Source organism: Thermosynechococcus sp. PKX82, from assembly GCF_031583255.1.
GTDB lineage: Bacteria > Cyanobacteriota > Cyanobacteriia > Thermosynechococcales > Thermosynechococcaceae > Thermosynechococcus.
This window is the reverse complement of sequence record NZ_CP134169.1, coordinates 1,312,321-1,336,378: the sequence shown is the minus strand read 5'-3', so window position 1 is coordinate 1,336,378 and position 24,058 is coordinate 1,312,321. Positions and strand designations below refer to the sequence as shown.

At 54.8% G+C, this 24,058-nt stretch carries 25 protein-coding genes, 2 pseudogenes and 1 CRISPR repeat array; of the genes and pseudogenes, 15 read left to right on the top strand and 12 right to left on the bottom strand.

What is annotated here, in order from left to right; genetic code table 11:
• Positions 1-18: 18 nt before the first annotated feature.
• The 3 genes from RHH53_RS06555 to RHH53_RS06545 all read left to right on the top strand — a co-directional run bounded on the left by RHH53_RS06555 (position 19) and on the right by RHH53_RS06545 (position 2,625).
• Entirely contained in the window at positions 19-588 is a 570-nt protein-coding gene (locus tag RHH53_RS06555) for a hypothetical protein (protein ID WP_310743557.1), read from the top strand.
• Positions 589-733: 145 nt separating this feature from the next.
• A complete protein-coding gene (locus RHH53_RS06550) occupies positions 734-1,654 on the top strand; it encodes a heme A synthase (protein WP_399378062.1) in 921 nt (306 codons plus the stop codon).
• Between the two features lie 17 nt (positions 1,655-1,671).
• Positions 1,672-2,625, top strand: coding sequence for a heme o synthase (locus RHH53_RS06545; protein WP_302677839.1), 954 nt, complete (start codon positions 1,672-1,674; stop codon positions 2,623-2,625).
• Here the strand turns inward: RHH53_RS06545 and RHH53_RS06540 are convergent.
• Positions 2,622-3,512: an alpha/beta fold hydrolase gene (locus RHH53_RS06540; RefSeq protein ID WP_206199465.1), complete on the bottom strand. Its 891-nt coding sequence runs from the start codon at positions 3,510-3,512 to the stop codon at positions 2,622-2,624. The two genes, RHH53_RS06545 and RHH53_RS06540, sit on opposite strands and share 4 nt — an antisense overlap.
• Before the next feature lie 67 nt (positions 3,513-3,579).
• Here RHH53_RS06540 and RHH53_RS06535 point away from each other — a divergent pair, with 67 nt between their 5' ends.
• Positions 3,580-4,356 (top strand): SDR family oxidoreductase, encoded by a 777-nt coding sequence (locus RHH53_RS06535; protein ID WP_302676432.1) that lies wholly within the window; start codon positions 3,580-3,582, stop codon positions 4,354-4,356.
• On the opposite strand, the gene RHH53_RS06530 is transcribed toward RHH53_RS06535, so the two are convergent.
• Positions 4,324-5,730, bottom strand: a complete 1,407-nt coding sequence (locus RHH53_RS06530) for a type II CAAX prenyl endopeptidase Rce1 family protein (protein WP_310743556.1) — start codon at positions 5,728-5,730, stop codon at positions 4,324-4,326. The two genes, RHH53_RS06535 and RHH53_RS06530, sit on opposite strands and share 33 nt — an antisense overlap.
• 129 nt (positions 5,731-5,859) lie before the next feature.
• Between RHH53_RS06530 and RHH53_RS06525 the strand changes: the two genes are divergently transcribed.
• The 4 genes from RHH53_RS06525 to RHH53_RS06510 all read left to right on the top strand — a co-directional run bounded on the left by RHH53_RS06525 (position 5,860) and on the right by RHH53_RS06510 (position 10,942).
• The gene (locus tag RHH53_RS06525) at positions 5,860-6,372 is read left to right on the top strand and encodes an inorganic diphosphatase (protein WP_149821614.1); all 513 of its coding nucleotides are present in this window, start codon (positions 5,860-5,862) and stop codon (positions 6,370-6,372) included.
• 44 nt (positions 6,373-6,416) lie between these two features.
• Positions 6,417-6,563 carry a hypothetical protein gene (locus tag RHH53_RS06520; protein ID WP_302679136.1) on the top strand — a complete coding sequence of 49 codons (147 nt, stop codon included), beginning with the start codon at positions 6,417-6,419 and terminating at the stop codon, positions 6,561-6,563.
• 116 nt (positions 6,564-6,679) lie between these two features.
• The gene (gene topA, locus RHH53_RS06515) at positions 6,680-9,343 is read left to right on the top strand and encodes a type I DNA topoisomerase (RefSeq protein ID WP_310744248.1); all 2,664 of its coding nucleotides are present in this window, start codon (positions 6,680-6,682) and stop codon (positions 9,341-9,343) included.
• A complete protein-coding gene (locus tag RHH53_RS06510) occupies positions 9,344-10,942 on the top strand; it encodes a radical SAM protein (RefSeq protein WP_310438358.1) in 1,599 nt (532 codons plus the stop codon).
• 114 nt (positions 10,943-11,056) lie between these two features.
• Here RHH53_RS06510 and RHH53_RS06505 read toward each other — a convergent pair.
• From RHH53_RS06505 to RHH53_RS06495, 3 genes and pseudogenes are all read right to left on the bottom strand, one after another.
• Positions 11,057-11,365 (bottom strand): annotated as a pseudogene (locus tag RHH53_RS06505) (transposase); the annotation flags it as partial.
• A 229-nt stretch (positions 11,366-11,594) separates the two neighbouring features.
• On the bottom strand, positions 11,595-12,089 hold the full coding sequence (locus RHH53_RS06500) for a hypothetical protein (RefSeq protein ID WP_206201544.1): 495 nt from the start codon (positions 12,087-12,089) through the stop codon (positions 11,595-11,597).
• 3 nt (positions 12,090-12,092) lie between these two features.
• Positions 12,093-12,287, bottom strand: coding sequence for a hypothetical protein (locus RHH53_RS06495; protein ID WP_149817974.1), 195 nt, complete (start codon positions 12,285-12,287; stop codon positions 12,093-12,095).
• 74 nt (positions 12,288-12,361) lie between these two features.
• Here RHH53_RS06495 and RHH53_RS06490 point away from each other — a divergent pair, with 74 nt between their 5' ends.
• A complete protein-coding gene (locus tag RHH53_RS06490) occupies positions 12,362-13,513 on the top strand; it encodes a trypsin-like peptidase domain-containing protein (RefSeq protein ID WP_302676437.1) in 1,152 nt (383 codons plus the stop codon).
• A 1-nt stretch (position 13,514) separates the two neighbouring features.
• Here RHH53_RS06490 and RHH53_RS06485 read toward each other — a convergent pair whose 3' ends face one another.
• A complete protein-coding gene (locus RHH53_RS06485) occupies positions 13,515-13,871 on the bottom strand; it encodes a hypothetical protein (protein ID WP_310744247.1) in 357 nt (118 codons plus the stop codon).
• Between the two features lie 14 nt (positions 13,872-13,885).
• Positions 13,886-14,899 (bottom strand): zinc-dependent alcohol dehydrogenase family protein, encoded by a 1,014-nt coding sequence (locus RHH53_RS06480; RefSeq protein ID WP_302679130.1) that lies wholly within the window; start codon positions 14,897-14,899, stop codon positions 13,886-13,888.
• 167 nt (positions 14,900-15,066) lie between these two features.
• A CRISPR array of direct repeats spans positions 15,067-16,040; the repeat unit is 36 nt; unit sequence GTTTCCATTAATTCGGCTGGGAAAGAATCCCAGCAC.
• Between the two features lie 114 nt (positions 16,041-16,154).
• Here RHH53_RS06480 and RHH53_RS06475 point away from each other — a divergent pair.
• Positions 16,155-16,415, top strand: coding sequence for a hypothetical protein (locus tag RHH53_RS06475; protein ID WP_310744246.1), 261 nt, complete (start codon positions 16,155-16,157; stop codon positions 16,413-16,415).
• Positions 16,412-17,134 carry an ABC transporter ATP-binding protein gene (locus tag RHH53_RS06470; protein ID WP_302679129.1) on the top strand — a complete coding sequence of 241 codons (723 nt, stop codon included), beginning with the start codon at positions 16,412-16,414 and terminating at the stop codon, positions 17,132-17,134. The genes RHH53_RS06475 and RHH53_RS06470 overlap by 4 nt, the downstream gene beginning before the upstream one ends.
• On the opposite strand, the gene gmk is transcribed toward RHH53_RS06470, so the two are convergent.
• Entirely contained in the window at positions 17,131-17,706 is a 576-nt protein-coding gene (gene gmk, locus RHH53_RS06465) for a guanylate kinase (protein ID WP_302679128.1), read from the bottom strand. The genes RHH53_RS06470 and gmk overlap by 4 nt on opposite strands.
• A 76-nt stretch (positions 17,707-17,782) precedes the next feature.
• Between gmk and RHH53_RS06460 the strand changes: the two genes are divergently transcribed.
• From RHH53_RS06460 to RHH53_RS06445, 4 genes and pseudogenes are all read left to right on the top strand, one after another.
• Positions 17,783-18,277 carry a biopolymer transporter ExbD gene (locus tag RHH53_RS06460; RefSeq protein ID WP_310744245.1) on the top strand — a complete coding sequence of 165 codons (495 nt, stop codon included), beginning with the start codon at positions 17,783-17,785 and terminating at the stop codon, positions 18,275-18,277.
• A gap of 9 nt (positions 18,278-18,286) precedes the next feature.
• On the top strand, positions 18,287-19,210 hold the full coding sequence (era, locus tag RHH53_RS06455; protein WP_310744244.1) for a GTPase Era: 924 nt from the start codon (positions 18,287-18,289) through the stop codon (positions 19,208-19,210).
• Positions 19,211-19,214: 4 nt separating this feature from the next.
• Positions 19,215-19,644: pseudogene (locus RHH53_RS06450) on the top strand (GTP-binding protein).
• 112 nt (positions 19,645-19,756) lie between these two features.
• A complete protein-coding gene (locus tag RHH53_RS06445; RefSeq protein WP_302679125.1) occupies positions 19,757-20,557 on the top strand; it encodes a DUF928 domain-containing protein in 801 nt (266 codons plus the stop codon).
• Here RHH53_RS06445 and RHH53_RS06440 read toward each other — a convergent pair.
• Genes RHH53_RS06440 through psb34 form a run of 4 tightly spaced genes read right to left on the bottom strand, consistent with a single transcriptional unit; the run spans position 20,554 to position 24,057 of the window.
• Positions 20,554-21,810: a metallophosphoesterase gene (locus RHH53_RS06440; protein WP_310744243.1), complete on the bottom strand. Its 1,257-nt coding sequence runs from the start codon at positions 21,808-21,810 to the stop codon at positions 20,554-20,556. The genes RHH53_RS06445 and RHH53_RS06440 overlap by 4 nt on opposite strands.
• Positions 21,811-21,823: 13 nt before the next feature.
• Positions 21,824-23,278 (bottom strand): CIA30 family protein, encoded by a 1,455-nt coding sequence (locus RHH53_RS06435; RefSeq protein ID WP_310744242.1) that lies wholly within the window; start codon positions 23,276-23,278, stop codon positions 21,824-21,826.
• On the bottom strand, positions 23,268-23,846 hold the full coding sequence (gene tsaB / locus RHH53_RS06430; protein WP_310744241.1) for a tRNA (adenosine(37)-N6)-threonylcarbamoyltransferase complex dimerization subunit type 1 TsaB: 579 nt from the start codon (positions 23,844-23,846) through the stop codon (positions 23,268-23,270). The genes RHH53_RS06435 and tsaB overlap by 11 nt, the downstream gene beginning before the upstream one ends.
• A 40-nt stretch (positions 23,847-23,886) precedes the next feature.
• Positions 23,887-24,057, bottom strand: a complete 171-nt coding sequence (gene psb34, locus RHH53_RS06425) for a photosystem II assembly protein Psb34 (protein WP_206201533.1) — start codon at positions 24,055-24,057, stop codon at positions 23,887-23,889.
• Position 24,058 lies beyond the last annotated feature (1 nt).

Below are 24,058 nucleotides of genomic sequence, written 5' to 3'. Positions count from 1 at the left end.
TTTTATTGCGGCAACCCCATGAGCGAATTCCACCGCCGCTATCCCACCGGCAGCATTGTCAGTGATTTATTGCAAATCCATGACGGCCTCTTTATTGTCAAAACCACCCTCCTTGTGGGCGACACGATTCTAGCCACGGGGATGGCTGCTGCCCCCACCCTAGAACAGGCGGAAGATAGTGCTCGCCAGCGTGCCCTGCAACTTCTCGGTATTCACCTCCCTGTGCAAACGGAGGCGGAACTGATTCCCCGCACCCCCGCAGTCCTCGAGGCAGCTCCTTGGTCAGAGGCCAGCAATACTGATCTGCTCTTGGAACCCACCACTCCTGCCAATTCCCGCCGCAGTAAGCCAGCGGTCAAACCGACTAGCGAGAAGCCCCCCCCTAAGCGCGAACCCGTGGATTTAGCGGATGAAATTGCCCAAACTACCGTGGAAATGAAACGCTTGGGATGGACAGAAGCCCAAGGGCGGGCTTGTTTGCTGCAACGCTATGGCAAGCGATCGCGCCAGCAACTGAGCGATGAAGAACTCTTGGATTTTCTCCACTTTTTGCAGCGTCAACCCAGTGCCGGAGAGCCATCGTTTTAGACCTTCAAACTCGGCAATCAAATGCAAGAAAAATTTATACTCTAGCGAAAACTTAAAGAAAAGCTATAGATTTTCACGCCAGCCCTGATCTCCCCCTTAGCTTCTTTACCATGAAGAAGTTGTTGCTGTCGAGGAAAAATCCGTGCTGGGGCCTTTTCATGTCTCACCCTTGACCCTAGGCAGTGATCCCAGTGCCCGTCGCCAGTGGATTTTTCGCCTCGTGCTGCTGATGACGGTCTTTACCCTCTTTTTGATGGCGGTGGGCAGTGCCACACGGGTGATGGATGCCGGTTTAGCCTGTCCCGATTGGCCGTTGTGCTTTGGCACGCTGGTACCGCAAATGGATTTGCAGATCTTCCTAGAGTGGTTCCACCGCCTGCTGGCCACCAGTTTAGGGCTGATGGCGATCGCCTTTGTAGGATTGAGTGTGGCTTGGCGGCAAGCTCTGCCCCCTTGGGTGCCCTCTGCTGCTGCGGCGGCATTGTGCCTTGTGATTGTGCAGGGGATTCTCGGTGGCCTGACGGTGACTGAGTTGCTGCGCTTTGAAATTGTTACCGCTCACTTGGGCACAGGACTGCTCTTCTTTTGCCTTTTGGCAGCCATCACCGTTGGTTTAGCTCCCTTTCGGGGTACGGGGAGCGCCCGTTGGTTGCGGATTGCCGCAGTGATTGCCGCGCTATGTGTCTATGGCCAAAGTTTGTTAGGGGGCTTGGTGTCTTCGCAGTGGGCAGTGCAGCAGTGCCTCTATGGCGATCGCCTGTGTGTAGTCCTCAATAGCCATCTGATCGGTGTTGTCCCAGCCACCCTGAGCGTTTTAGGGGTGGTGATTGTTGCTTGGCGTAGCCCAGCCTCGGCTCCCCTCTTGCGGCAACTGAGTTTCTCGCTTCTGCCGGTGGTGGCTCTGCAAGTAGCCTTGGGCTGGAGCACCCTACAACTAAAGCTACAGGTGCCGGCACTCACCGTTGCCCATCAAATGATTGGCGCCACCCTCTTGGGGGTGTTGGTTGCCATTTCCACATTGGCATGGCGCGATCGCCAAGCTGGTTCCCTGAAGCATGAATTTTGAACGATCTTGAGGCTCGCATGACATTCCTAGCCAGACTTTCCTCCTCAACGGGGGATCTCTCGACAAAATTAGTGGACTATGTCCAACTCACCAAACCGCGCTTAATTCTGCTCTTTTTGATTACAACTGCAGCAGCAATGGAAGTAGCAAGCCAAGGTCGGGTGGCTCCCCAATTGCTCCTAATAACCCTTGTCAGTGGTGCCTGTGCAGCGGCGGCAGCGAATACGATCAACTGTCTCTATGACCGCGATATTGATGCCATTATGGAGCGGACGCGCCATCGCCCTTTGCCAGCGGGTCGGGTGGCTCCTTGGGAAGCGGTGTTTCTAGCAGTGCTCTTGGCAACAACGGCCTTTAGCCTCTTGGCGGTCTTTGCCAATCTCCTGAGTGCCTGCCTTGCTATGGCCGGAATTGCGGTGTATGTGGGAGTCTATACCCACTGGCTGAAGCGGTCTTCGCCGCAAAATATCGTGATTGGCGGTGCGGCTGGGGCGATTCCCCCCTTGGTGGGTTGGGCAGCGGTGACGGGAGAACTGAGTTGGGCGGCTTGGGTGCTGTTTGCCATTATCTTTATCTGGACGCCGCCCCATTTTTGGCCGTTGGCGATGCTGATTCAAGAGGACTATGCCCGTGTGCGGGTGCCGATGCTGCCGGTGGTTAACGGCGATCGCGTCACGGCACGGCAGATTTTTCTCTACACCTTGGCACTGGTGCCCACCAGTCTGCTGTTAATCTACCCCTGTGGTGTCGTGGGCTGGGGCTATGGTGTGGTGGCGATCGCCCTTGGTAGTTGGTTTATTTACCGCGCGTGGCAGTTGACCCAAGCCCCAGAGGACAAAGAACAGGCACGCAGCCTCTTTAAGTTCTCGATTCTCTATATGATGCTGCTGTGTGCTGCCATGGTCGGCGATCGCATTCTCTTGCCCCAGTTGCCAGAAAGCCTCGATGCCCTTGCTTGCCTCTTGAGTTAGGCGTGTCCCAACTGTTGCAACCACTCAATGAGGATCGGGTTCACCAGCTCCGGGCGATCGTCATGGGGGCAGTGGCCAGTATTGGGCAGTCGCTCAATGCGAATCGGCAAGCGATCTTGATGGGCTGCAAAGTGCTGAGTCCCCGACACCGGCGTCCAAGGATCCACCTCACCCCAGAGCACCAGAATCGGCACTTGAATTTCTGGCAGCAAATCCACAATTTTCGGTCCCGGCGGTGCTGAAATCACACGGGCAAACACTTCCTTGGCGCCGGCATCCATGGCGGGTCGATGCAGTAGTTCCACCAATTCATCGGTAATGGCGTCGGGATTGGCATAGACTTGGGTCAGGGTTTTGCGGATGCGCTCCGGCTGCCGAATCTGGTTAAAGATCAAATGACCAATGCCGGGAGAGGCAACCAAGGTGCGAAAGATGGCCGTAAAGAGGCTTTGCATCCAATTCAGTTCATTGGGACGGTGGTTGAGTCCCCCGGCACAGTTGAGAACACTCACCGCACGGCAGGTGTGGCCATAGCGAGCCGCCATCATCAGACACAGCAGACCACCAATGGAATTCCCTACCCAAACCACGGGTTCCCCAATGTGGGCTTGCCAAAAGTCCGCCAGTAGCTCGGTCCACAGATCCAAACTGTAGGTTAAATCCGGCTTTGCCGAAGCACCAAAACCCAGTAAATCAAGGGCATAAACACGGTAACCTGCGGCGGTGAGGGCAGGGATATTTTTGCGCCAGTGACCAATAGAGGCACCAAAACCATGAACCAACACCACTGGGGCACCACTGCCATTGACGCTGTAGCGAATGTGATGGCCACGCCAAGTCCAATCTGCGGTGGGAAAAGCTGCGGTGGCTGAAAGCGTAGAGGTCATTCTGCCCATTCCCGAAATGTATTACTTTTAGAATAGCGATCTTTAAGTTTCGTAACAATTTTATTTTATGGCAACCGCACTGATTACGGGGGCAACGGGGGGATTAGGGCAGGCCTTTGCCCAAGCCTTGGCCGATCGCCAGCACGCTTTGATTCTCACTGGTCGCCACCTCGACACCCTAGAAAAGCTAAAGACGCAGCTCAGCACCCAAGTACCGGTTGTAGGTATTCCCCAAGACCTTAGCGAACCCAATGCGGCGCTCCGCCTCTATGAACAGATTCAATCCCTAGGACTAACGGTGGATGTATTAGTCAATAATGCTGGTTTTGGCGATTATGGGGCCTTTGACGAGCGCGATCGCCAGCAATTGACAGCCATGCTCCAAGTGAACATCACAGCGCTAGTAGAACTCACCCATCTCGTGCTCCAAGAAATGCGCCCCCGTCGTCAAGGCACGATTATCAACGTTAGCTCCATTGCTGCCTTTCAGCCCCTGCCCTATCTCGCCGTCTATGCCGCCAGCAAAGCCTTTGTTCGCCACTTCAGCGAAGCCCTGTGGGCAGAAGTTAAACCCTTGGGTATTCGGGTACTTGCCGTCTGTCCCGGACCCACTGCCACCAACTTCTTTGAGCGTGCCGATATGACCCGCAACTCGGCTCTCATTGCCCGGCAGGACACTCCCGAACAGGTGGTTGCCGAAACCCTTGCGGCGTTGCAAACCGATGTGGCCACGGTCATTCCCGGTCAGCCCGCCAATCGCTTCCTTGCCCTTGCTGGTCGGTTGGTGCCCCGCCAGTGGTTGGTGCAGCAGTTAGAACCCCGCTTCCGTCCCGCCGCTCAATAGAAGCAAGCCCAAAAAGGAGCCACTGTTCCAGATGCTGTGGAGAATCATGGCTGCACCGATATTTTGCGATCGCCAGTAGATGTAGCTGAGCACGGTTCCCAAAACTGTCAAGGGCAATAGATCGGCTAAATTCAGGTGGGCAATGGCAAAGAGGAGTCCCGTCACCCCCATGGCAGTGCCGAGGGGCAAATAGGATTGCACCGAACGAAAGAAGAATCCCCGAAAGAGAATCTCCTCAAAGAAGGGCGCCATCACTGCCACCATGACATAGAGTAGGGCAAAGGTGGTGTAATCGCGGCTTTGTAAAATAATTTCCAGTAAAGGATTGCCGCCCCCTTGATTTTTCAGCAGGGCTTGACTAATCAGCGAACTGACCACGACTAAGGGCAGTGCCGCCAAATAACCGCCGACCCCCCAACGCAAGGCACCCCCTAACCCCCCTTGCCAACATAACCAATCCGCAGGGCGCTTACCAAAGGGACGCAGAAAGTACCACAGCCAGCCCAAGCCAGCAACCATCATCATCCCGTAGCTCACTAAGGCATACAGCGTTTGAGCCATCGCAGAGCGCAGCGGCAGTCCCATGCCAATCAGGGAGCGCACCAAGGGCATGAGCACCAAGCTAATGGCAAAAAAGAGAGTAAACCAGATTACCATGCCTTCCCAGAGGGTTTCCCAGCCCCATGTCACGGGGGTCAGGGGTGGCAGAGTGTTCCCGTGCTGGCGGCGGCGCAGGTGTTGATAGATCCAGACAATCCAAAGAACAATCCCAATCAAACTTCCTAGCAGAGGAGTTGTGCCAATCAGGGCAAGGCGATAGAAGGCTGCTTGGGCGCGCTGCTGTTCTGCACGGGTCAAGGTCATCAGGGCGTCGGATCGCTGTTGCAGTTCATAGAGGCGTTCGAGGGCGCGATCGCGAAACCAGCCTTGAAGGGTGTTTTTAATCAACGTTTCCCCATCGGGAAGCAGTTGGGGGGAATCAGCCCACAAAGCCATCAGCACTTCTGCGGTACTGCGGGTTGTCCCTTGAGCCTTATTAATGAGGAGTTGCCATGTGTTGAGGGCGCGATCGCGCTGCCCTGCTTCAGCATAGAGCAGTCCCAACTGCAGACGCAGAGGCTGATTTTGCGGTGTGGGGGTTGCCAGCACCGCTTCGTAGGCTTGGATGGCAGCTTCTAAATTGCCCACTAGGCGATCGCGGGTTGTGGCATCTCCCAGACCCTGCCATTCTCGGGCTTGTAGTGACAAATTGGTCTGAAATAGGTTAATTTGCCCTTGGGTTTGGGGTTCTAAATAACTGCCCAGCAACGACACCGTCATGAGGGCAGCGACCACGACACTGAGGGCTGCAAGCACCAACCGCTTTAGAGACATAGGGCAAAGCTGACAAGGGACTCCCCAAAACCTTAGCGGAAAGCGACCCAAGGGATCAATTCAGTGCTTGCTTCAATGTCCCGATCTCGATTAAATGGAGACTTGTTGCGTGGACATGATTCTATGGGTATTGATCTGAGCCGTATTCCTGCCCAACCCAAGCCGGGTGTTGTCAATGTGCTGGTGGAAATTGCGGGGGGCAGTCGGAATAAATATGAGTTTGACAAGGAAATGAACGTCTTTGCCCTCGATCGCGTGCTCTATTCGGCGGTGACCTATCCCTATGATTATGGGTTCATTCCCAATACACTGGCGGATGATGGCGATCCCCTCGATGGTCTAGTGATCATGGATGAGCCGACGTTTCCGGGATGTGTGATTCCTGCCCGTCCCATTGGCATGCTGGAGATGATTGACAGTGGCGATCGCGACGAGAAAATTCTCTGTGTGCCTGTTGATGATCCTCGCTATGCTGAGGTGACGTCCCTCAAGGACATTGCGCCCCACCGCCTCGAAGAAATCGCTGAGTTCTTCCGTACCTACAAGAATCTGCAAAAGAAAGTGACTGAAATTCTTGGCTGGCAGGATGTGGATGCGGTGCAGCCCCTTGTTGAAAAATGCATCAAGGCCTACAAGGGCTAGTATCTTACCAGCACAGGCTCTAAAAAGAGGCGGGTTCGCTCCTGTTGCGGACGACGAAACAGTTCTTGGGGCGATCCTTCCTCAATAATTTGGCCATCGGCAAGAAAGACGACGCGGCAAGAGACTTCACGGGCAAAAAAACCGTTATGCTGACTAAACAGATTCTCCGCATCGCCTATTGGTTAGGCTAGGGTTATCAATATAAGAAGTGCTTCTCCTTGCTCCCCATGATACGGTGGGAGAACACAATTCTATGATCGATCGCTAAACTTGAGAGTGCCGAAAAACCCATCCCGCAGCATCTGCTATGTCCACCCTTGTTATCGTTGAATCCCCGACAAAAGCCCGTACCATTCGCAAATTTCTGCCCCCGGACTATCGCGTTGAAGCCTCGATGGGTCATGTTCGTGATCTGCCCCGCAGCGCTGCTGATGTGCCCCCTGAACTCAAGGGGGAGGAGTGGGCAACCCTAGGGGTGAATGTCGCTGCTGGCTTTGAACCCCTCTACATTGTCCCCAAAGACAAGCAAAAAGTTGTCAAAGACCTGAAAACCGCACTGAAAACTGCTGACGAACTCCTGCTTGCGACCGATGAAGACCGCGAAGGGGAAAGTATTAGTTGGCACTTACTGCAACTGTTGGAGCCAAAGGTGCCCGTGCGGCGCATGGTCTTCCATGAAATTACGGAAGAGGCCATCCAAGAAGCCCTGCGCAATTGCCGCGATGTCAATCAACAACTGGTGCGTGCCCAAGAAACGCGGCGTATCCTCGATCGCCTGGTGGGCTATACCCTGTCGCCCCTGCTGTGGCGGAAAATTGCTCCCCATCTGTCGGCGGGGCGGGTGCAGTCAGTGGCAGTGCGTCTATTGGTGCAACGGGAGCGAGAACGGCTGGCCTTCCGCAAGGGGCAATTTTGGGATCTCAAGGCCACGCTGGATCAACGGGGAACCCTGTTTCCAGCCCGTTTGGTGAGTGTCGGCGGTCAACGTTTGGCCACGGGCAATGATTTTGATCCTGCCACGGGAAAGGTGCGCAACCCTGAGGCGGTCTTGCTTTTGGATGAGGCGGCGGCCAATGCCCTGCGCGATCGCCTGCTGACGGAAACATGGACGGTCACTGAACAGGAGGAGCGCCAACAAACCCGCAAACCGGCTCCCCCCTTTACCACCTCGACGCTGCAACAGGAAGCCAACCGCAAACTGCACCTCTCCGCCCAAGAGACGATGCGCATTGCCCAAAAGCTCTATGAAGAGGGCTATATCACCTATATGCGCACGGACTCGGTGCATCTGTCGGAACAGGCGATCGCTGCTGCCCGCAATTGTGTGGAAGCCATGTATGGCAAAGCCTTTTTGTCGCCCCAGCCGCGGCAGTACACCACCAAAACCAAGGGCGCCCAAGAAGCCCACGAAGCGATTCGCCCTGCGGGTAGTCAGTTTCGCACCCCCCAAGAAACTGGCCTTAAGGATCGGGAACTGGAACTCTACGACCTGATCTGGAAGCGCACAGTGGCCTCACAAATGGCCGATGCCCGCGTCACCCTGCTAACGGTCTCGATTACGGCAGGGGATGCCCTCTTCCGTGCCCACGGTAAACGCATTGATTTTCCCGGCTTTTTCCGTGCCTATGTGGAAGGGTCGGATGATCCCGATGCCGCCCTCGAAAGCCAAGAGGTGATGCTGCCCCTGATGCAGGTGGGCGATATTCTCCGCTGCCAAGCCCTTGAAAGTGTCGGTCACGAAACCCAGCCGCCGCCACGCTACACCGAAGCCAGCCTAGTTAAAGCCCTCGAGCAAGCCGGCATTGGGCGTCCCAGCACCTACGCCACCATCATCAGCACGATCCAAGACCGCGAGTATGCCATTCGGCGGGGCAATGCCCTTGAACCCACCTTTACTGCCTTTGCGGTTACGGCACTGCTGGAGAAATACTTCCCCGACTTAGTGGACATTAACTTCACGGCGCGGATGGAGCAAACCCTTGATGATATTTCCACGGGGGAGGTGCAGTGGCAGCCCTACCTTGAATCCTTCTACTTGGGTGAAAATGGCCTTGAGCAGCAGGTCAAAGAGCGGGAGCGCACAATTGAGTCCACAGAAGCCCGGGCGATCGCCCTGCCAGAACTGAATGCCGAAGTGGTGGTGGGTCGCTTTGGTCCTTTTGTCGTCTATCAAAATGGCAATGGCAGCGAACCCATTAAAGCCTCCTTGCCCCAAGATGCCACTCCCGGTAGCCTCACCCGCGAACAAGTGGAGCAATTAATTCGCCAAAAACTAGAGGGTCCCGACAAGCTGGGCGTGCATCCTGAGACCGGGGAACCGATCTTCTTACTCACGGGACGCTTTGGCCCCTATGTACAGTTGGGGGAAGCCACAGCGGCCAATCCAAAACCCAAACGAGCTTCTCTACCCAAGGGGGTCAGTCCCGACGAAGTTACCCTAGACTTGGCGATTACGCTGTTGTCGCTGCCCCGCACATTGGGAGTTCATCCCGAAACGGGCAAGCTGATTCAGGCCAATCAAGGTCGCTTTGGCCCCTACATTGTCCATGACCCTGACGGTGAGAAGGACTATCGTTCCCTCAAGGGGGAGGATGATGTCTATACGATTACCCTAGAGCGTGCCCTAGAGCTACTGGCAATCCCAAAATCCAGTCGTGGCCGTGCCAAGAAGCAGGTGCTCGCGGTGTTGGGGACTCACCCAGAGGATGGCGAGCCAGTGCAAGTCTTTGATGGTCCCTATGGTCTTTATGTCAACCACGGTAAGGTGAATGCCTCACTACCGGAGGGGGTGAGTCCAGAGACCATGACCCTTGAGCAAGCCCTGCCCCTCTTGGCGGAGAAAGCACCGAAGAAAACCCGCCGCAGCGCAACAGCCACTGCCCCGAAACCAAAATCAACCACCAAAAAGACCAGTACAAAGACGGCCACCAAGACCGCAAAAACCAGCCGCCGCAAGTCAACGGAAACCTAGGTGAATTCCCCCTTTACTGCTGAAACCCTCCTTTTTGAGCGATCCCGCCCGCGGCCAGAGGCACTGCGGGTCATCTACGGCTTTCCCAATACCTACAGCGTTGGGATCACCAGCTTAGGGTATCAACTAGTGTGGGCACAACTGGCCAGCCGTCCTGATGTGGCCGTGAGTCGCCTCTTTACCGATGTGCAGGAGCCACTGCCTCGGGATCCGCAGTTGGTGGGCTTTTCCTTCTCGTGGGAGTTGGACTACGGCAATCTATTGGCCCTCTTGGAGCAGTTGGGCATTCCCATTTGGCAGCGCGATCGCCACGATCGCCATCCTTTGGTCTTTGGCGGTGGTCCAGTGCTGACGGCCAATCCCGAACCCTTTGCCGACTTTTTCGATGTGATTTTACTGGGGGATGCCGAACCCCTCCTTGAGCCGTTTTTGACGACCATGGCACAGGTGCGCGCTGCCCCGCGATCGCAACAGTTGGAAGCCCTTGCCCAAGTGCCCGGCCTCTATGTCCCCAGTCTTTATGCCGTCAGTTATGCCAGTGCCACAGGCCCGATTCAAGGAATTGAACCCCGAAAGCCCACGGTACCCGCCACAGTGACCAAACAAGTCCATCGCGGCAATACCCTTGCTGCCTCAACGGTGGTCACCCCCCTCGCCGCTTGGGAAAAGATTTACATGGTGGAGGTGGTGCGCAGTTGTCCAGAGCTATGTCGCTTTTGTTTGGCCAGTTATTTGACCTTGCCCTTTCGCACGCCCAGTCTCGAAACACTGATTCCTGCCATTGAGCGGGGGCTAGCGGTCACCGATCGCCTAGGGCTTTTGGGTGCCTCGATTACCCAGCATCCCGAATTTCCCGCCTTGATTGAGCATCTAGGCCAACCACAATTTGACCATGTGCGGGTGAGTTTAGCGTCTGTGCGCACAAATACGGTCACTGCATCCCTTGCCCAACTCTTGAGTCAACGGGGCAGTCAATCCCTGACGATCGCCATCGAAACGGGGTCTGAGCGGCTGCGCCAAGTGATCAACAAAAAGCTTGAGACTGAGGAGATTCTTGCTGCTGCCAGCCATGCCCAAGCCGGTGGCCTCAAGGGGCTAAAGTTTTATGGCATGGTGGGACTGCCCACAGAAACCGATGCCGATGTCGAAGCCACGGTAGAGCTTTTTCGTCAATTGAAAAAAACAGCGCCGCGCCTGCGACTCACCCTTGGCTGTAGTACCTTTGTGCCCAAGGCCCATACTCCTTTTCAGTGGTGGGGCGTGCAACCCGTGGCCGAAAAACGTCTTAAGTTCCTGAAAAAAGAATTGGCCAAATTGGGGATTGAGTTTCGTCCTGAATCCTATAATGACTCGCTGATTCAAGCTTTAATTTCGCGGGGCGATCGCCGGCTTGCTCCCCTGCTTGAGCAGGTACGCCACTACGGCACTTCCTTGGGCAGTTATCGGCGGGCATTTAAGGAACTGCAAGGCCAGTTGCCCGACTTTGAAGCCTACGTCACTGCCCATTGGCCAGAGGAGACGATCTTACCGTGGCAGCATCTCCAGAGTGGCCTGCCCACTCAAACCTTGCAAAATCATCTGCAGCGCGCGATCGCCTAGGCCGGTCTGCGCTGATACCCCTCTTTAGTGACTTTAGGCGGATGAAAAGACACGTTGTTGGTTCCACTGATGCACAAGTGGGCAAATATAGTTATTCCAATAAAGAATAAGACATTATCCAGCACAACAATTGCCAATCACCTCATCAATCGAACTGTTTGACCCTGCATACATCCGCGCTCGCTTCAACGCACTGAAGTCGTGCTCAATCACATTCAAATCAGGAGAGTATTTCGGTAAAAATAACACCTCGTGACCCGCCGCTTTCACCACTGCCTGAATCGCCCCTTTTGGATGAATTGGTGCATTATCCATCATCAACAACGAAGGTCTCTTTAATGCCGGCAAACAGTACTGACTCAGCCAGCTCACAAACCCTACCGCATTCAAATATCCTGAAAACAGGATTGGGGCGATGAAGTCTTTCTGGTGTCTATACCGTCCTGCGACTCAACTCTCTCTTTTCTGACGCTTCCCCGCTCGCTCTCCATCAATTCGTTGGCCTTGCGCTGACCACCCATACTCACACTCCACTCGAGAGTCAAACCCCCTCTCATCGATAGACACCAGCGTTTCCTTGCCGTGGCTCTCTACCCATGTGTTCCTAGATTCCGATACTGAAAGCCCCCGACTTTAGTCGGTGGGAAGTTTACTATAGCCAAGCTGCCAAGAGTGTGACCACGCCCAAGCCCGTGAGGGCAAGCCAGATGAAGGCATTCGGTAAAGGCGTAGCAGGGGGCGGTGGTTCTTGGGGTTTTGGGGTGGCAGCCGATGGCTTTTTCGGGGAACGGCTGTAGGGGGACGTGTAGGCGCGATCGCCCACATGGGATAGGTCGGGAATTTCGCTGTACCATTCCGGACGGCGTTTGAGTTGGGGAGCCTCCAAAATCGCCAGCAAGCGACGACTTTCCTGCCGCGTGTGATGATCTGGGTGTCGTTGGAGTTGACGGCAGAGGCTGACGGCAGCCCCTTGATCGCCAGCAGCACTATAGGCCGTGACTAACCAGAGGCTAATTTCCCCCGATCGCACCGCATTTCCCTCCGCCAGCGCCGCCGCCTGTCCTAAAAGGGCAATCGATTGTTGGTAGTTTCCCCGCTCGAAGGCCTGTTGCCCTTGCTGAAAGAGGGCAGCGACTGCATCCGTCATGGCCTATGAGCTGACCCCCACGTCTTCGACCACAATAAGCCCCTTTTTGAGCAGCGCTTGCAGGTCAGCATTGTGGGTTTTGCAGTTGCGCCAGCGCCGCTCATCGACATTTTCATTGCGACCGGGCTGCAGGGTCACAGGTCCAAAGAAACTATCAAAGGTCATGGGCTGTTCGAGGTAGCTAATCACAGTCAGCATGCCAGCAGAGGTTCGACAAACTCACTATTTTCAGGATAAGGCTAGAGTGGATCTGCTGCCGAGTTGAGTTGAGTATGGTTCGCACGCGGTTGAGTCTCGTTGGGATGGCGATCGCCCTTGTGGCACTGACGGGCTGTCCATTGCGTTTGCCCGATCGCAACTCCCCCACCCCTAATACGGAGGCGTCTCTGCCTCCCCTTGCCCCCACGGAGCGACCCAATGCGGGGGAGAATTTCATTGCCAAGGTGGTTGCTGAGGCAGGGCCAGCGGTGGTGAGCATTGATACCCTACGACTGCCCCGCAGTCAAGAGGATAGTTTTCTCAATCCTTTTCCAATACCAGATGTGCCGCTGCGCCAAGGTCAAGGCTCTGGGTTTATTTTTACCCCCGATGGCAAGATTATGACCAATGCCCATGTGGTGGAGGGGGCTACTGCCGTGCGAGTCACGCTCCCCGATGGTCGCCAATATGACGGCAAGGTGGTGGGTGCTGATTCCCTGACGGATGTGGCTGTTATTCAAATTGATGCCGAAAATTTACCCACCGTACAGCTGGGGAATTCGGATACCCTTGTCCCGGGCGAGTGGGCGATCGCCATCGGTAACCCCTTGGGGCTAAGTAACACCGTAACCGCCGGCATTATTAGTGCAACGGGGCGTGCCAGTAATGAAATTGGCGCTGCCGATAAGCGGGTGAGCTTCATTCAAACGGATGCGGCGATTAATCCGGGCAATTCCGGGGGCCCTCTTCTGAATGCTGCTGGTCAAGTGGTGGGCGTCAATACCGCCGTGATTTCCCAAGCGCAGGGCCTGGGTTTTGCCATTCCCATCAATACGGCCTATCGCATTGCTGAACAGATTATTACTACGGGGCGCGCCCAGCACCTCTATCTGGGGATTCGCATGGTGCAATTGACGCCAGAAGTGGCTGCCCAAATCCGTCAAGATCAGCCCAACTGGACACTGAATCAAACCCAAGGGACGCTAATCGTTGGTATTGCCCCCAATTCGCCGGCGGCTAAAGCGGGTCTGCAAGTGGGAGATTGGATTGCCAAAATTAACGATCTCAATCAACCCACCCCGCAACAGGTGCAAAGCGTGGTTGAGCAAACAAAGCTAGGGCAGACCATTACCTTAGAGATTCAACGGGGCGATCGCCGGCAAACCGTGAGCCTGCAACCGGAGCCAATGCCACCAGAATTGTATCCCTCTTCGCAGCCAGAATAAGTTAGCGTCGAGGCTCCGACAGTACTGCTTCCCCCGTGAACCACCGGCCACAATAACTGAGGCGCCCATTAAAGATGCGGCAGGTGCGATAGAAGTTGTTCTGCAACAGCACCGTTTCCCCTGTGAACCAACGGCCACAATAACTGAGGCGTCCATTAAAGATGCGGCAGGTGCGATAGAAGTTGTTCTGCAACAGCACCGTTTCCCCTGTGAACCAACGGCCACAATAGCTAAGGCGTCCGTTAAAAATGCGGCAAACCCGATAAACATCACTGCGGGGCGTTTGGCTGAGCCATGTCGGCACCCCTTGAGCCTGTTCCAGCCCGATGAGAAGGGCGCCAAGAATCTGAGCAACCATCAGAAAATCCCCAATTATGGGACGAGTACCACCTTACCCTGCACCAAGCGTTGGCTGAGATAGCGATGGGCATCCGCCGCTGCACCGAGGGGAAAGGTTTTATCGACAACAACCTCTAGTTCGCCGCGATCCACGAGGGTGGCCACCTGCTCAAGGATTTTGCCCTGATGGGCAAGGGCATCACTCAACCCCATGAGTTGCGGCGTCAGCATCAGTGTGAGTTGGATCAAGAGGTTGCGTTGGCGGGCAATTTTCCACGGCGTATCGGCGGCGGGTTCCAAGAGGGTGGCGAGGGTGCCATAGGGACGCACCGCTTTGAAGGTGTCGCTAAAGGTGGTACCACCAACGGTATCAAGGGCAAAATCAACTCCTTTGCCCTCTGTCCAGTCCAAGACTGCCTGTACCCAATCACTGGTGGTGTAGTTAATGGCAAGGGTGGCTCCGAGACGTTCAGCAAAACGGGCTTTGGCTGCGGAACTAATCGTTGTGGCAACTGTTGCCCCCGATCGCCGCGCCAGTTGAATAGCGAGATGCCCCACCCCGCCCGCCCCGGCATGGATGAGAACGGTTTTTGCGGTGGAGAGGACATTCAAAGGTGGGACTGCCCCGCGATCGCCCAAGGCTTCCCAGGCCGTAATCACTGCTAGGGGCAAGGCAGCGGCCTGAATAAAGGAAAGGGTTTTGGGCTTGTGGGCAACGGCAACTTCAGGAACAACGGTGTATTCGGCATAGCAGCCGCCGCGATCGCCCAAGCCCCCATAGCAAAAATAAACTTCATCCCCTACGCGAAACCGCTGCACCGCTGCACCCACAGCCACGACCACCCCTGCGCCATCACAGCCGAGAATGGCGGGCCGGCGATCGGGAAAAAATGTTCCCCGCTGTCGCAGCTTTGTATCAATGGGGTTCACACTGGCCGCCCGCAGTTGAATTTTCACCTCATTGGCAGCTTGAATCTGCGGCTCAGGCATCTCCCGCAGCGCTAAAACATCGGGGTCACCAAATTCTGTGATGGCAACGGCTTTCATTGTTGCTGCGTTTCCGTTGACTCCGCTGGGTGCACGACTTAACACCAATTTTGACACACTGCCCGCCCTAAAGGTCAGGGATGCTTGTTACTGGTTCCGCGACCTTGCTTGCCACCTCAGGTTCAGGCACTGATCTCCCCCCCTGAAGCCCCCTTTTAGGAGGAAGTGTTTCCATTAATTCGGCTGGGAAAGAATCCCAGCACCTCTTACCATCCCGTCGAGTTTAGTGACGGGAAGCCATTTCGTTTCCATTAATTCGGCTGGGAAAGAATCCCAGCACCCTAGTGTTGTTAGTTAGTAGGAGTTTACTATGGGCTGTTTCCATTAATTCGGCTGGGAAAGAATCCCAGCACTACTCAGGTAGTACTCGAGCCGTTGGCACTTGTAATGTTTCCATTAATTCGGCTGGGAAAGAATCCCAGCACATATCAATCGTGGGAAAGAGGAAAATATTCCAATGCGTTTCCATTAATTCGGCTGGGAAAGAATCCCAGCACACATTGTGAATAATCAACAGGGTGGCAGCAACAAGTTTCCATTAATTCGGCTGGGAAAGAATCCCAGCACCCTTCCATTGTGCGTGCAATTGATTCTAATGCTCTAAGTTTCCATTAATTCGGCTGGGAAAGAATCCCAGCACCATCAAGTTCATTACAAATATCCACGTACTCAAAGTTTCCATTAATTCGGCTGGGAAAGAATCCCAGCACTCTAAACTTGCCAGTGTTTGCGCTATTTATTCAGCAAAAGTTTCCATTAATTCGGCTGGGAAAGAATCCCAGCACTCTGTACTACCTGCCAAGCAAATTCAAAGAGCTGAGTTTCCATTAATTCGGCTGGGAAAGAATCCCAGCACAAAACTTCAAGATAAATCAATAAAATCCGTTTTAAGTTTCCATTAATTCGGCTGGGAAAGAATCCCAGCACGAGAAGGTATATTTGTAATTGTTTCACGAAAACTCTGTTTCCATTAATTCGGCTGGGAAAGAATCCCAGCACTTGTTGTTTTTGAGGGTTACTATTATGTCTATTAAGGTTTCCATTAATTCGGCTGGGAAAGAATCCCAGCACTTATTGCTGAGTTTTTAGATCGAGAATTTGTTAAGTTTCCATTAATTCGGCTGGGAAAGAATCCCAGCACGGCACCCTCCTAGAAGGTGCTCTACGACTACTATAGCACAGGTCATTTTCAAGCATCTAGACGGGATCATTTTTTTGTTTTTGTAAAATTTTTAGATCCGTAGGGTCACAGGACGTGAAAGTCAATCTGGAACTGAATTTCGGGAAAATTCAAGCACCTCCAAATCTGTTAGAAATTGCTCAAAGCGTTGTGGAGACTGGGTTTGAGAAAATTGCCGAGCTGAGAGGATATTTTTGTCCAGAGGTGCTTGATCAAGTCCTCAAGGATCTCAATTCACAACAGCAATCTTTTGCCTTCAGGAGCAAAATTAGGGACACAGCGCGAAACCTCTATACTGAGGATGTTGAACCTCTGGCGATGTCCTTTGCACCATGAGCTTGCTCCACGTTGCTGATGTCTATGCTGGTTATATTCCCGATGTGGATATTCTACGGGGCGTTAATTTTCGTCTCGAAGCCGGCGAGCTAGTGGCGGTCATTGGCCCCAATGGAGCGGGAAAATCAACCTTGGCAAAAACGATCGCTGGGTTACTGACGCCCCGCCTCGGCACAATTACCCTCGCTGGCGAAGATATTACCTACTTGCGTCCCAACCAAATTGTCAAAAAGGGAATTGGCTACGTGCCGCAAATTGCCAATGTCTTTCGTACCCTGACGGTTGAAGAAAATCTGGAGATGGGTGCCTTTACGAAAAGCGGCAACCTCAAGACCCTCAAAGAGCGGGTCTATGACACCTTTCCCCGCTTGGCTGAGCGCCGACAGCAACGGGCAGGCACACTTTCCGGGGGAGAACGGCAAATGCTGGCCATGGGACGCGCCATGATGCTAGACCCGCAAATTATGGTCTTGGATGAACCCTCCGCGGCTCTCTCCCCAGCTCTTGTCAATGATGTCTTTGCCAAAATCAAGGAAATTAATGCCCAAGGCACCGCTATTATTCTGGTGGAGCAAAATGCCCGCAAAGCCCTTGCCATGAGCGATCGCGGGTATGTCTTAGAAATGGGCAAAGATCGCTATGAGGGATTGGGCAGCGAACTACTCAATGACCCTAAAGTGGGGGAACTCTACCTCGGAATTGTGCGGGCAGAGCCTTAGGGCACAGGGCTAAAAATTGCTGTTTCGAGAGCAATCAGGCTTTTTTCCAAATCATCATTGACAATTTGAACATCAAATTCTGGGGCCGCAGCAATTTCGGTTTCCGCTTGAGCTAAACGGCGGGCAATGGCCTCCTCACTATCTTGGCCACGGCTACGCAGACGGTGTTCAAGTTCCGCTAAAGATGGCGGCAGAATAAAAATGTGACGCGCTTGAGGATAGGACTGGCGAACTTGGCGTGCCCCTTGCAGTTCAATTTCAAGGATGACGGTTTTTCCTTGGGCAATGAGTTGCAGCAACGGATTGCGTGGGGTGCCGTAGTAGTGGCCAGCAAACTCTGCCCATTCCAAGAGTTGCCCAGCAGCAATCATTCCCTTAAATTCTTCTACAGAGACAAAATAGTAATCCACCCCTTCAACCTCCGTGGGGCGTGGCGGACGGGTCGTTGCCGAAACCGAAAGTGCCAGTTCGGGATGTCGCTGTCGCAGTTGCCGTAGAAGCGTCCCTTTGCCGACCCCACTAGGGCCAGTAATCACAATGAGTTGTCCGGGCTGGGGCGTTGCACTGGTCATAACTGCACGGGGGGGAAACTTTTTGATCCTACTCTGTTTGCTCAGAGTTTTATCATTAAGGCAGCGTGGTTGAGGAATGGCCGTGAAGATTCATTTGCCCAGTGAGAGTGAAAATGCTCGCATTGAAATGCTGCCGCTGATTGATGTGGTCTTTTGTATCCTCACGTTCTTTATTTTGGCGGCGGTGAGTCTGACGCGGCAGCAGGCGATTACCTTGAATCTGCCCCAAGCCAGCACCAGTCAAGCGCAGTCGCAAAAGATGTTGGTGGTGAGCATTGATCCGGCGGGGCAACTTTTTGTGGATAAAGACCCCGTCAACCGCAGTGAACTCTATGAACGCTTGGCCACCTACTTGAAAACGAATCCCCAAGGAATGGTGATTTTGCGGGCATCACAGGTGGTGAGCTACAACGAAGTCATCCAAGTCTTGGATCTCCTGCGATCGCTCGGGGGCAATCGTGTGGCCTTGGCCACGCAACCCGTCGAACAACCGGTGCTGAGTACACAGACCCGCCCTAACCCTCTCCCCTCGCCACCAGCCAACGATCAACCCATACCCTCTAAGCCATAGGCAGTGACGGTGGAACCCATTTCCAGTATTCCTGTTGCCCCAGACGGCTTTCGCTCTGGCTTTGTCGCCTTAGTGGGTCGTCCCAATGTAGGCAAGTCCACCCTCTTTAACCATCTCTTGGGGCAAAAGGTCGCCATTACCTCTCCCGTAGCGCAAACCACCCGCAATCGCTTGCGGGGCATCCTGACAACGGCAACGGCGCAATTGATCTTTGTGGATACCCCCGGCATCCATAAGCCTCACCATCGCCTTGGGGAAGTGCTGGTGCATAATGCCAAGGGCGTTCTCAATCGGGTGGATGCCATTGTCTTTGTGGTGGATGCGGCAAGTGCCCCCGGTGGGGGCGATCGCTACGTAGCAGAATTACTGGCTAAAGTAAAATCCCCTGTGCTTTTGGCCATCAATAAAATTGACCTCTTGCCGGCAGGGGAGCGTCCACAGCGGCAACAGGACTATCAAACCCTTGGCCCTTGGCCAGCCTATCCCTGCTCGGCGCTCACGGGAGAGGGAGTTGGTGTATTGCAATCGGCGATTGAAGCGCAGTTGCCCCTTGGCCCCTATTACTATCCGCCAGAGATGGTCACCGATCAGCCGGAGCGCTTCATCATGGCGGAATTGATCCGTGAGCAAATTTTGCATCACACCCGCGAGGAAGTCCCCCATTCGGTGGCCGTGACGATTGAACAGGTGCAGCAAGATCGCAACCTGACTCGTGTCCACGCCGTGATTTATGTGGAGCGTCCAACCCAAAAGGCGATTATTATCGGCCAAGGGGGTCAGTTGCTCAAACAAATGGGCACCGCTGCCCGCCAAGAAATGGAAACCCTCATTGGTGGCAAGATTTACTTAGAACTGTTTGTCAAGGTACGCCCCCGCTGGCGACAGGATCGGTTGCGCTTGGCGGAGTTGGGCTATCGCATTGAGAAGGATTAAGCCGATGGAGACAGCATTGCGAGTGGGTGTGGCAGGGCCTGTGGGGTCAGGTAAAACCGCCCTTGTGGATGCCCAGTTTTTGGTGCGTTCCCAAGCCCTTCCCCCCGAGCGAATTCTCAGTGTTGAAACGGGGGATGTCCCCACACCGCTTGGCTGCGACCTTTAGCCCAGAGCTGGTGGATTTAACGATTTACGCGATTGATGTGGCTGCTGGCGATAAAATTCCCCGTAAAGGCGGGTCGGGGATTACCAAGTCGGATTTATTGGTGATTAATAAAATTGATCTTGCCCCCTATGGGGGTGCTGATTTAGAGGTAATGAAACGGGACACCCTGAAAATGCGGGGCGATCGCCCCTATGTGATGACGAACTTGAAAACTGGCCTTGGGCTAGATCAGGTGATTGCCTTTCTCGCATCCCATTTAGCAGCCTAAACAGAATGGTACGGAAGTTGACCCAACGCACAAAAAATCACTGATCACCATCACTGGCAAGGCAACAATTTGCCCCTTAGAATCGTCCTATCGGTGTCGTCAGGTAGGAAGTATGATGAGCTACGCATGGGTGAGGGGTGCGACGCTCGGAGCAACGGGGTTAGTGGCCATGGCTACTCGATTGAGGATCCGCCCCCTTGCCGTTCCCCTAAGTTTGGCAGTGGTCATGATTGGGGCGATCGCCCATGCCTCTTGGGCAAGTTATCGTCCACCCGCTAATATTGGCCGCCCCGGTAACCGTGAGGGAGCTGCAACGCGGATTGCCCGTCCCATGCTACTGCGGGAAAGTACTGGTGGCATCGAAAGCTGTCTAACTGAGCCAAAACAAACTGTGGTTGCCCTCGTGCCCAAGGATAACAATGGCCTTAGCAGCACCCCCACCCCTACCCTCTATAGCTTCATTCCCGCCAACAAGGGGGCCACCCTAACCCTGACGCTGCGGGATCCCCAAGGCACAGAAGTCTATCGCCAAGAGCGTCTTGCCCCCACGGAAGCGGGTATTATTGGCTGGCCTGTGGAGAATGTTGCCCTCAAAAATGGTGTGGATTACCAGTGGCAACTCACCCTCACCTGTACCAATGGCACCACAGCCGTCAAAACCGTCAGTTGGTTTCGACCGATGCCCTTATCGCCAAGCCAACAGCAGCGAATCGTGCAAGCTAAAGATGTGGCGGATGCCTTTGCCATGGCGGGCTACTGGTACGACACCCTCAATCAACTGGCCAAACAACGCCTAGCGCAGCCGGGGAATGCCCAACTTCAGCAAAAATGGCAAGCCCTGTTGCAGTCTGCCGCTGTCCAGTTGGCCAATGTGGCGAATCAACCCCTCATCCCCTTACCACCCCAGCCCTAACTCTCTAGGGAAAGGTCTGCCAGCCACTGGTAAAGGTCAGGAATATTGGCGTTGGGTTGCAGCAGATCTTCTTTGATGTGCATCAGCACCTTGGCCAAGGGTTCGGCGCGATCGCGATACTCAGCAACACTGGCCAGCAGATCCGTAAATACCTGTTCTTCAATCTGGGCGCGGGGGGGTGGTTCAGCCGTCGCATCACGGTAGGTTTGATAGGCCACAGGGGTTGCGGCAAACCCCAATCGAAAAATGAACGCATTGGCTGCCTCCTGCAATTCCCCTTGGAGCGATCGCACAGACAAATCGCCCCGCTCAAACCCCACTTCGCCTTTTAGGGTGACTTCGACAATCGCCTCTGCCATGTCTGAGCGATGCCGCTGCACCAGTTGCTGCAGTTGGCTTTCTATATGGCTCACGGTGTCACTGGGGGTGAGGGTGAGGGTGTAGCGATGGATGGGACGCTGCCAATAGTCGCGCTTGAGTTCCGCTTGGGGTGGTCCCTGATCGAGGGTAACCAAGAGAACCCCCCGCGGATTTTGCTGCTGATTTTCCTGAATCGAATTGGCCTCAACGGAGCCGGGATTAAAGATCCAATCCTCAACGGCGTAATGGCGATGGATATGCCCTAGGGCGAGGTAATCTACACCTGCTTGGCGCAGAGGTAGGAGTTCGTTGTAGCGCAATGCCCCTTGGTAACGGGAGACTTGCCCCTCAAGGCCGTGGTGAAAGAGCAAAATCGTCGCACCAGCAGCGGGCGGTAGTGCCTGAATTTGACTGGCCAGCTGTTGGATGGCACGGGGGGCACTGGCACCATACCACTGGGAACCAATGACGCGCACGCCACAGGGGAGATCCATATAGCCACCCCGCGCTGCCTCGGCGTCCCACGGCTGTAATTGGCCACTTTCGTCAGGTTCCAGTAGATAGAGATAGTCTTTTTCACAGAGGTAGCGGAGCCAGTTGGACTTGACACCGTAGGGGCAGTTATCGTGGTTACCCTCGATCGCCAGCACGGGAATCCCCGCCGATCGCACCTTGTCGAGGACGTATTCCGCTTGATTGAGAATGCCGGGGGTAATCATCCGCTCCTCAAAGAGATCGCCAGCAATCAGGACAAAATCCACCTGTGCCTCGATGGCGTAGGTTTGCAGGGCACTGTCAAAGGCGGTGAAAAAATCAAACGTGCGATTGGGATTCTCTTGGCGGTACTTGTTAAAGCCAAGGTGAACATCGGCAACATGGAGAAAACGCACCATTTCGCACTGTCTCCTAGGGGCGATCGCTAGGGATTTGGGCAAGGCGTGCTGCCCAATTGGGATAGGCCTCGGCGGCTTGATCTGTGGCCACCACTTCTACGGTGCGATAGCAGGCCACGGGCAAATTCAGTAAGCTGACCAGAAACGCCGCTAAATCTTCGCGACTCAGAGAACCCGTCAGGCGATCGCCCTGATCAAGGCGCAGCTCTTTGCCAGCGGGCTGATCCGTCAGACCGCAGGGACGGACAATGGTGTAGGGGAGGCCACTTTGGCGCAGCATATTTTCTGCCGCCAGTTTCCAAGTGAGGATGCCCCCCAATTGGTCGTTGTATTGAACCGCTAGGGGCTGCTCCTTCAGGTCAAGATCCGCTTGTTGCGGACGGGTCACCCCCGCAGAACTCACCTGAATCATGCGGGGCAAGGGCAACCCCCCATAGGCTTGAATCGACTCAATCTCAAGGCTGAGGGTGCCGGGGCGGAAGTGGGGGTTGAGGGCACCGTCATACTCAAATTTGCTGAGCATCAGTTGCAGCGAGTAAATTTGCCCCACATTCAGAGGCGGCGCATTGGTGGCGGTGCGGGCCCGAAACACCGGAATAAAGTGGCTAAAGGGCAATTCAACCGTGATCCACTGATCGGCCACCGTATCAAAGGACATGGCATAGCCGACGCCATCCCAAGCGGGGTCACTGCGTAGGAAAAATTTATAGCGCTGCCCATCGCCGCGAACCCGGAGTTGAATGCCCGTGTAGCCTTGGAGATTGAGGGCTGGGGTGAGGTTGCGGGTGCGAATCGAGACAAACCCCCCAGAATTTTCCGTAGAAACCAGCCCCGTGAAGAGGGCACTGTGATCCTTGAGGTAAAACTGGCTGGCACTGACGCCGCCCATGACCACATCATCGAGGGCACCCCAAACTTCCTTCAGGGGGGGTGTGGGATAGCGATAGTCAAAGAGGGGATAGGTGTTGGGTTGACTTTGAAAATAGGGTTGGGCACGTTCCAACAAATGCCGCATGCCCTCAAATTCAACCGCCTCTGGACTCGCACCGACAATTTCAAGGCCGGGGGGTGGCGCGTTGGGATTGGGCTGTACCTTTGCCCCAACACAGTTGATCACCGCCCGACTGCCCTGCAAGAGATCGGCAGGCAAGGGTTGAGTCACGTCGGCAACAACAATGTCTAAAAAAGGGTCTGAGGGAAGTACACTCTCCGCCTTGGCGCGATCGCGCACCCCTGCCCGCACCGCATAGCCTTGACTCAAGAGGGTTTTCACCACCGCTTGACCGGTTCGACCCGTTGCCCCCATCACCACAACAAGACCACTGCCCCGATAGGCGGGCGGCTTAAAGAGATCCGGTAAAAGGGGTGACAGCACAGGGCGCAGAGGTTCTAGGGTTCCCACAAAGGGAAGGGCTTGAAAAAAGCGCAGTGTATCGAGAAAGCGACCAAGTTCCCAGTTATTTGCCATAGAGGGGCACCACGCTTGACCAATGGGGAAGTTTCTCCCCTGCCCTTAGTGTATCGTGCCACTGTTGGGCTGCCCATGTGAGCAAAGCGCGGCCATAGTCGGTGGGGTTAGGGGGACTCAGGTGTTTGTAGGGGTGAGGCCAAGTGGCTAAAAGCGTTTCTGCTTCGTGGTCTGCCAGCAGGCGATCGCCCCAAAGAGAGTTGAGACTCCCCCCCTGATAACGGTAAATGCCAAGGTATTGATGCCCCTGCTGGGCACGACGCGACACCACCCCATCCCGTTCTATGAGTTCATCACGATAGTGCCACGCCATTGTGCCAAGGCTAGACAGACCCAAAAGGGGAACTTCCAGTTGCTGGGCTAGGATGCGGGCAGTCACGACCCCCAAGCGCGTTCCCGTAAAGCTGCCCGGGCCACAGCCAATAGCGATCGCCCCTAGTTCACCCCAAGTGTAGCGACCCATCAGTTCCCCAAGGCAAGGGTGAAGTTGGCTGGCCAGTTCTCGACCCAAGGGCCATGTTTTCATCTCCAGCAGTTGATCTGCCCCCAAGTCATAGAGGCCTGCCACTAGGGTGGCATCGCTGGTATCAAAACCAAGACAAAGCAGCTTAGCTCACTCCGACGGCGATCGCCACCAAGCCAGCCACTAAGAGCAATCCGCCCGCAACCAACAGGGCTGCCCGTACTTTTTGCTGCGGTGTCCAAGGCTGTGCTTGATAGACCTTAGGCTCAATGGCAAAGTTGTTGAGGCGACCGCCCTCATCGGTGGTATAGCGCATC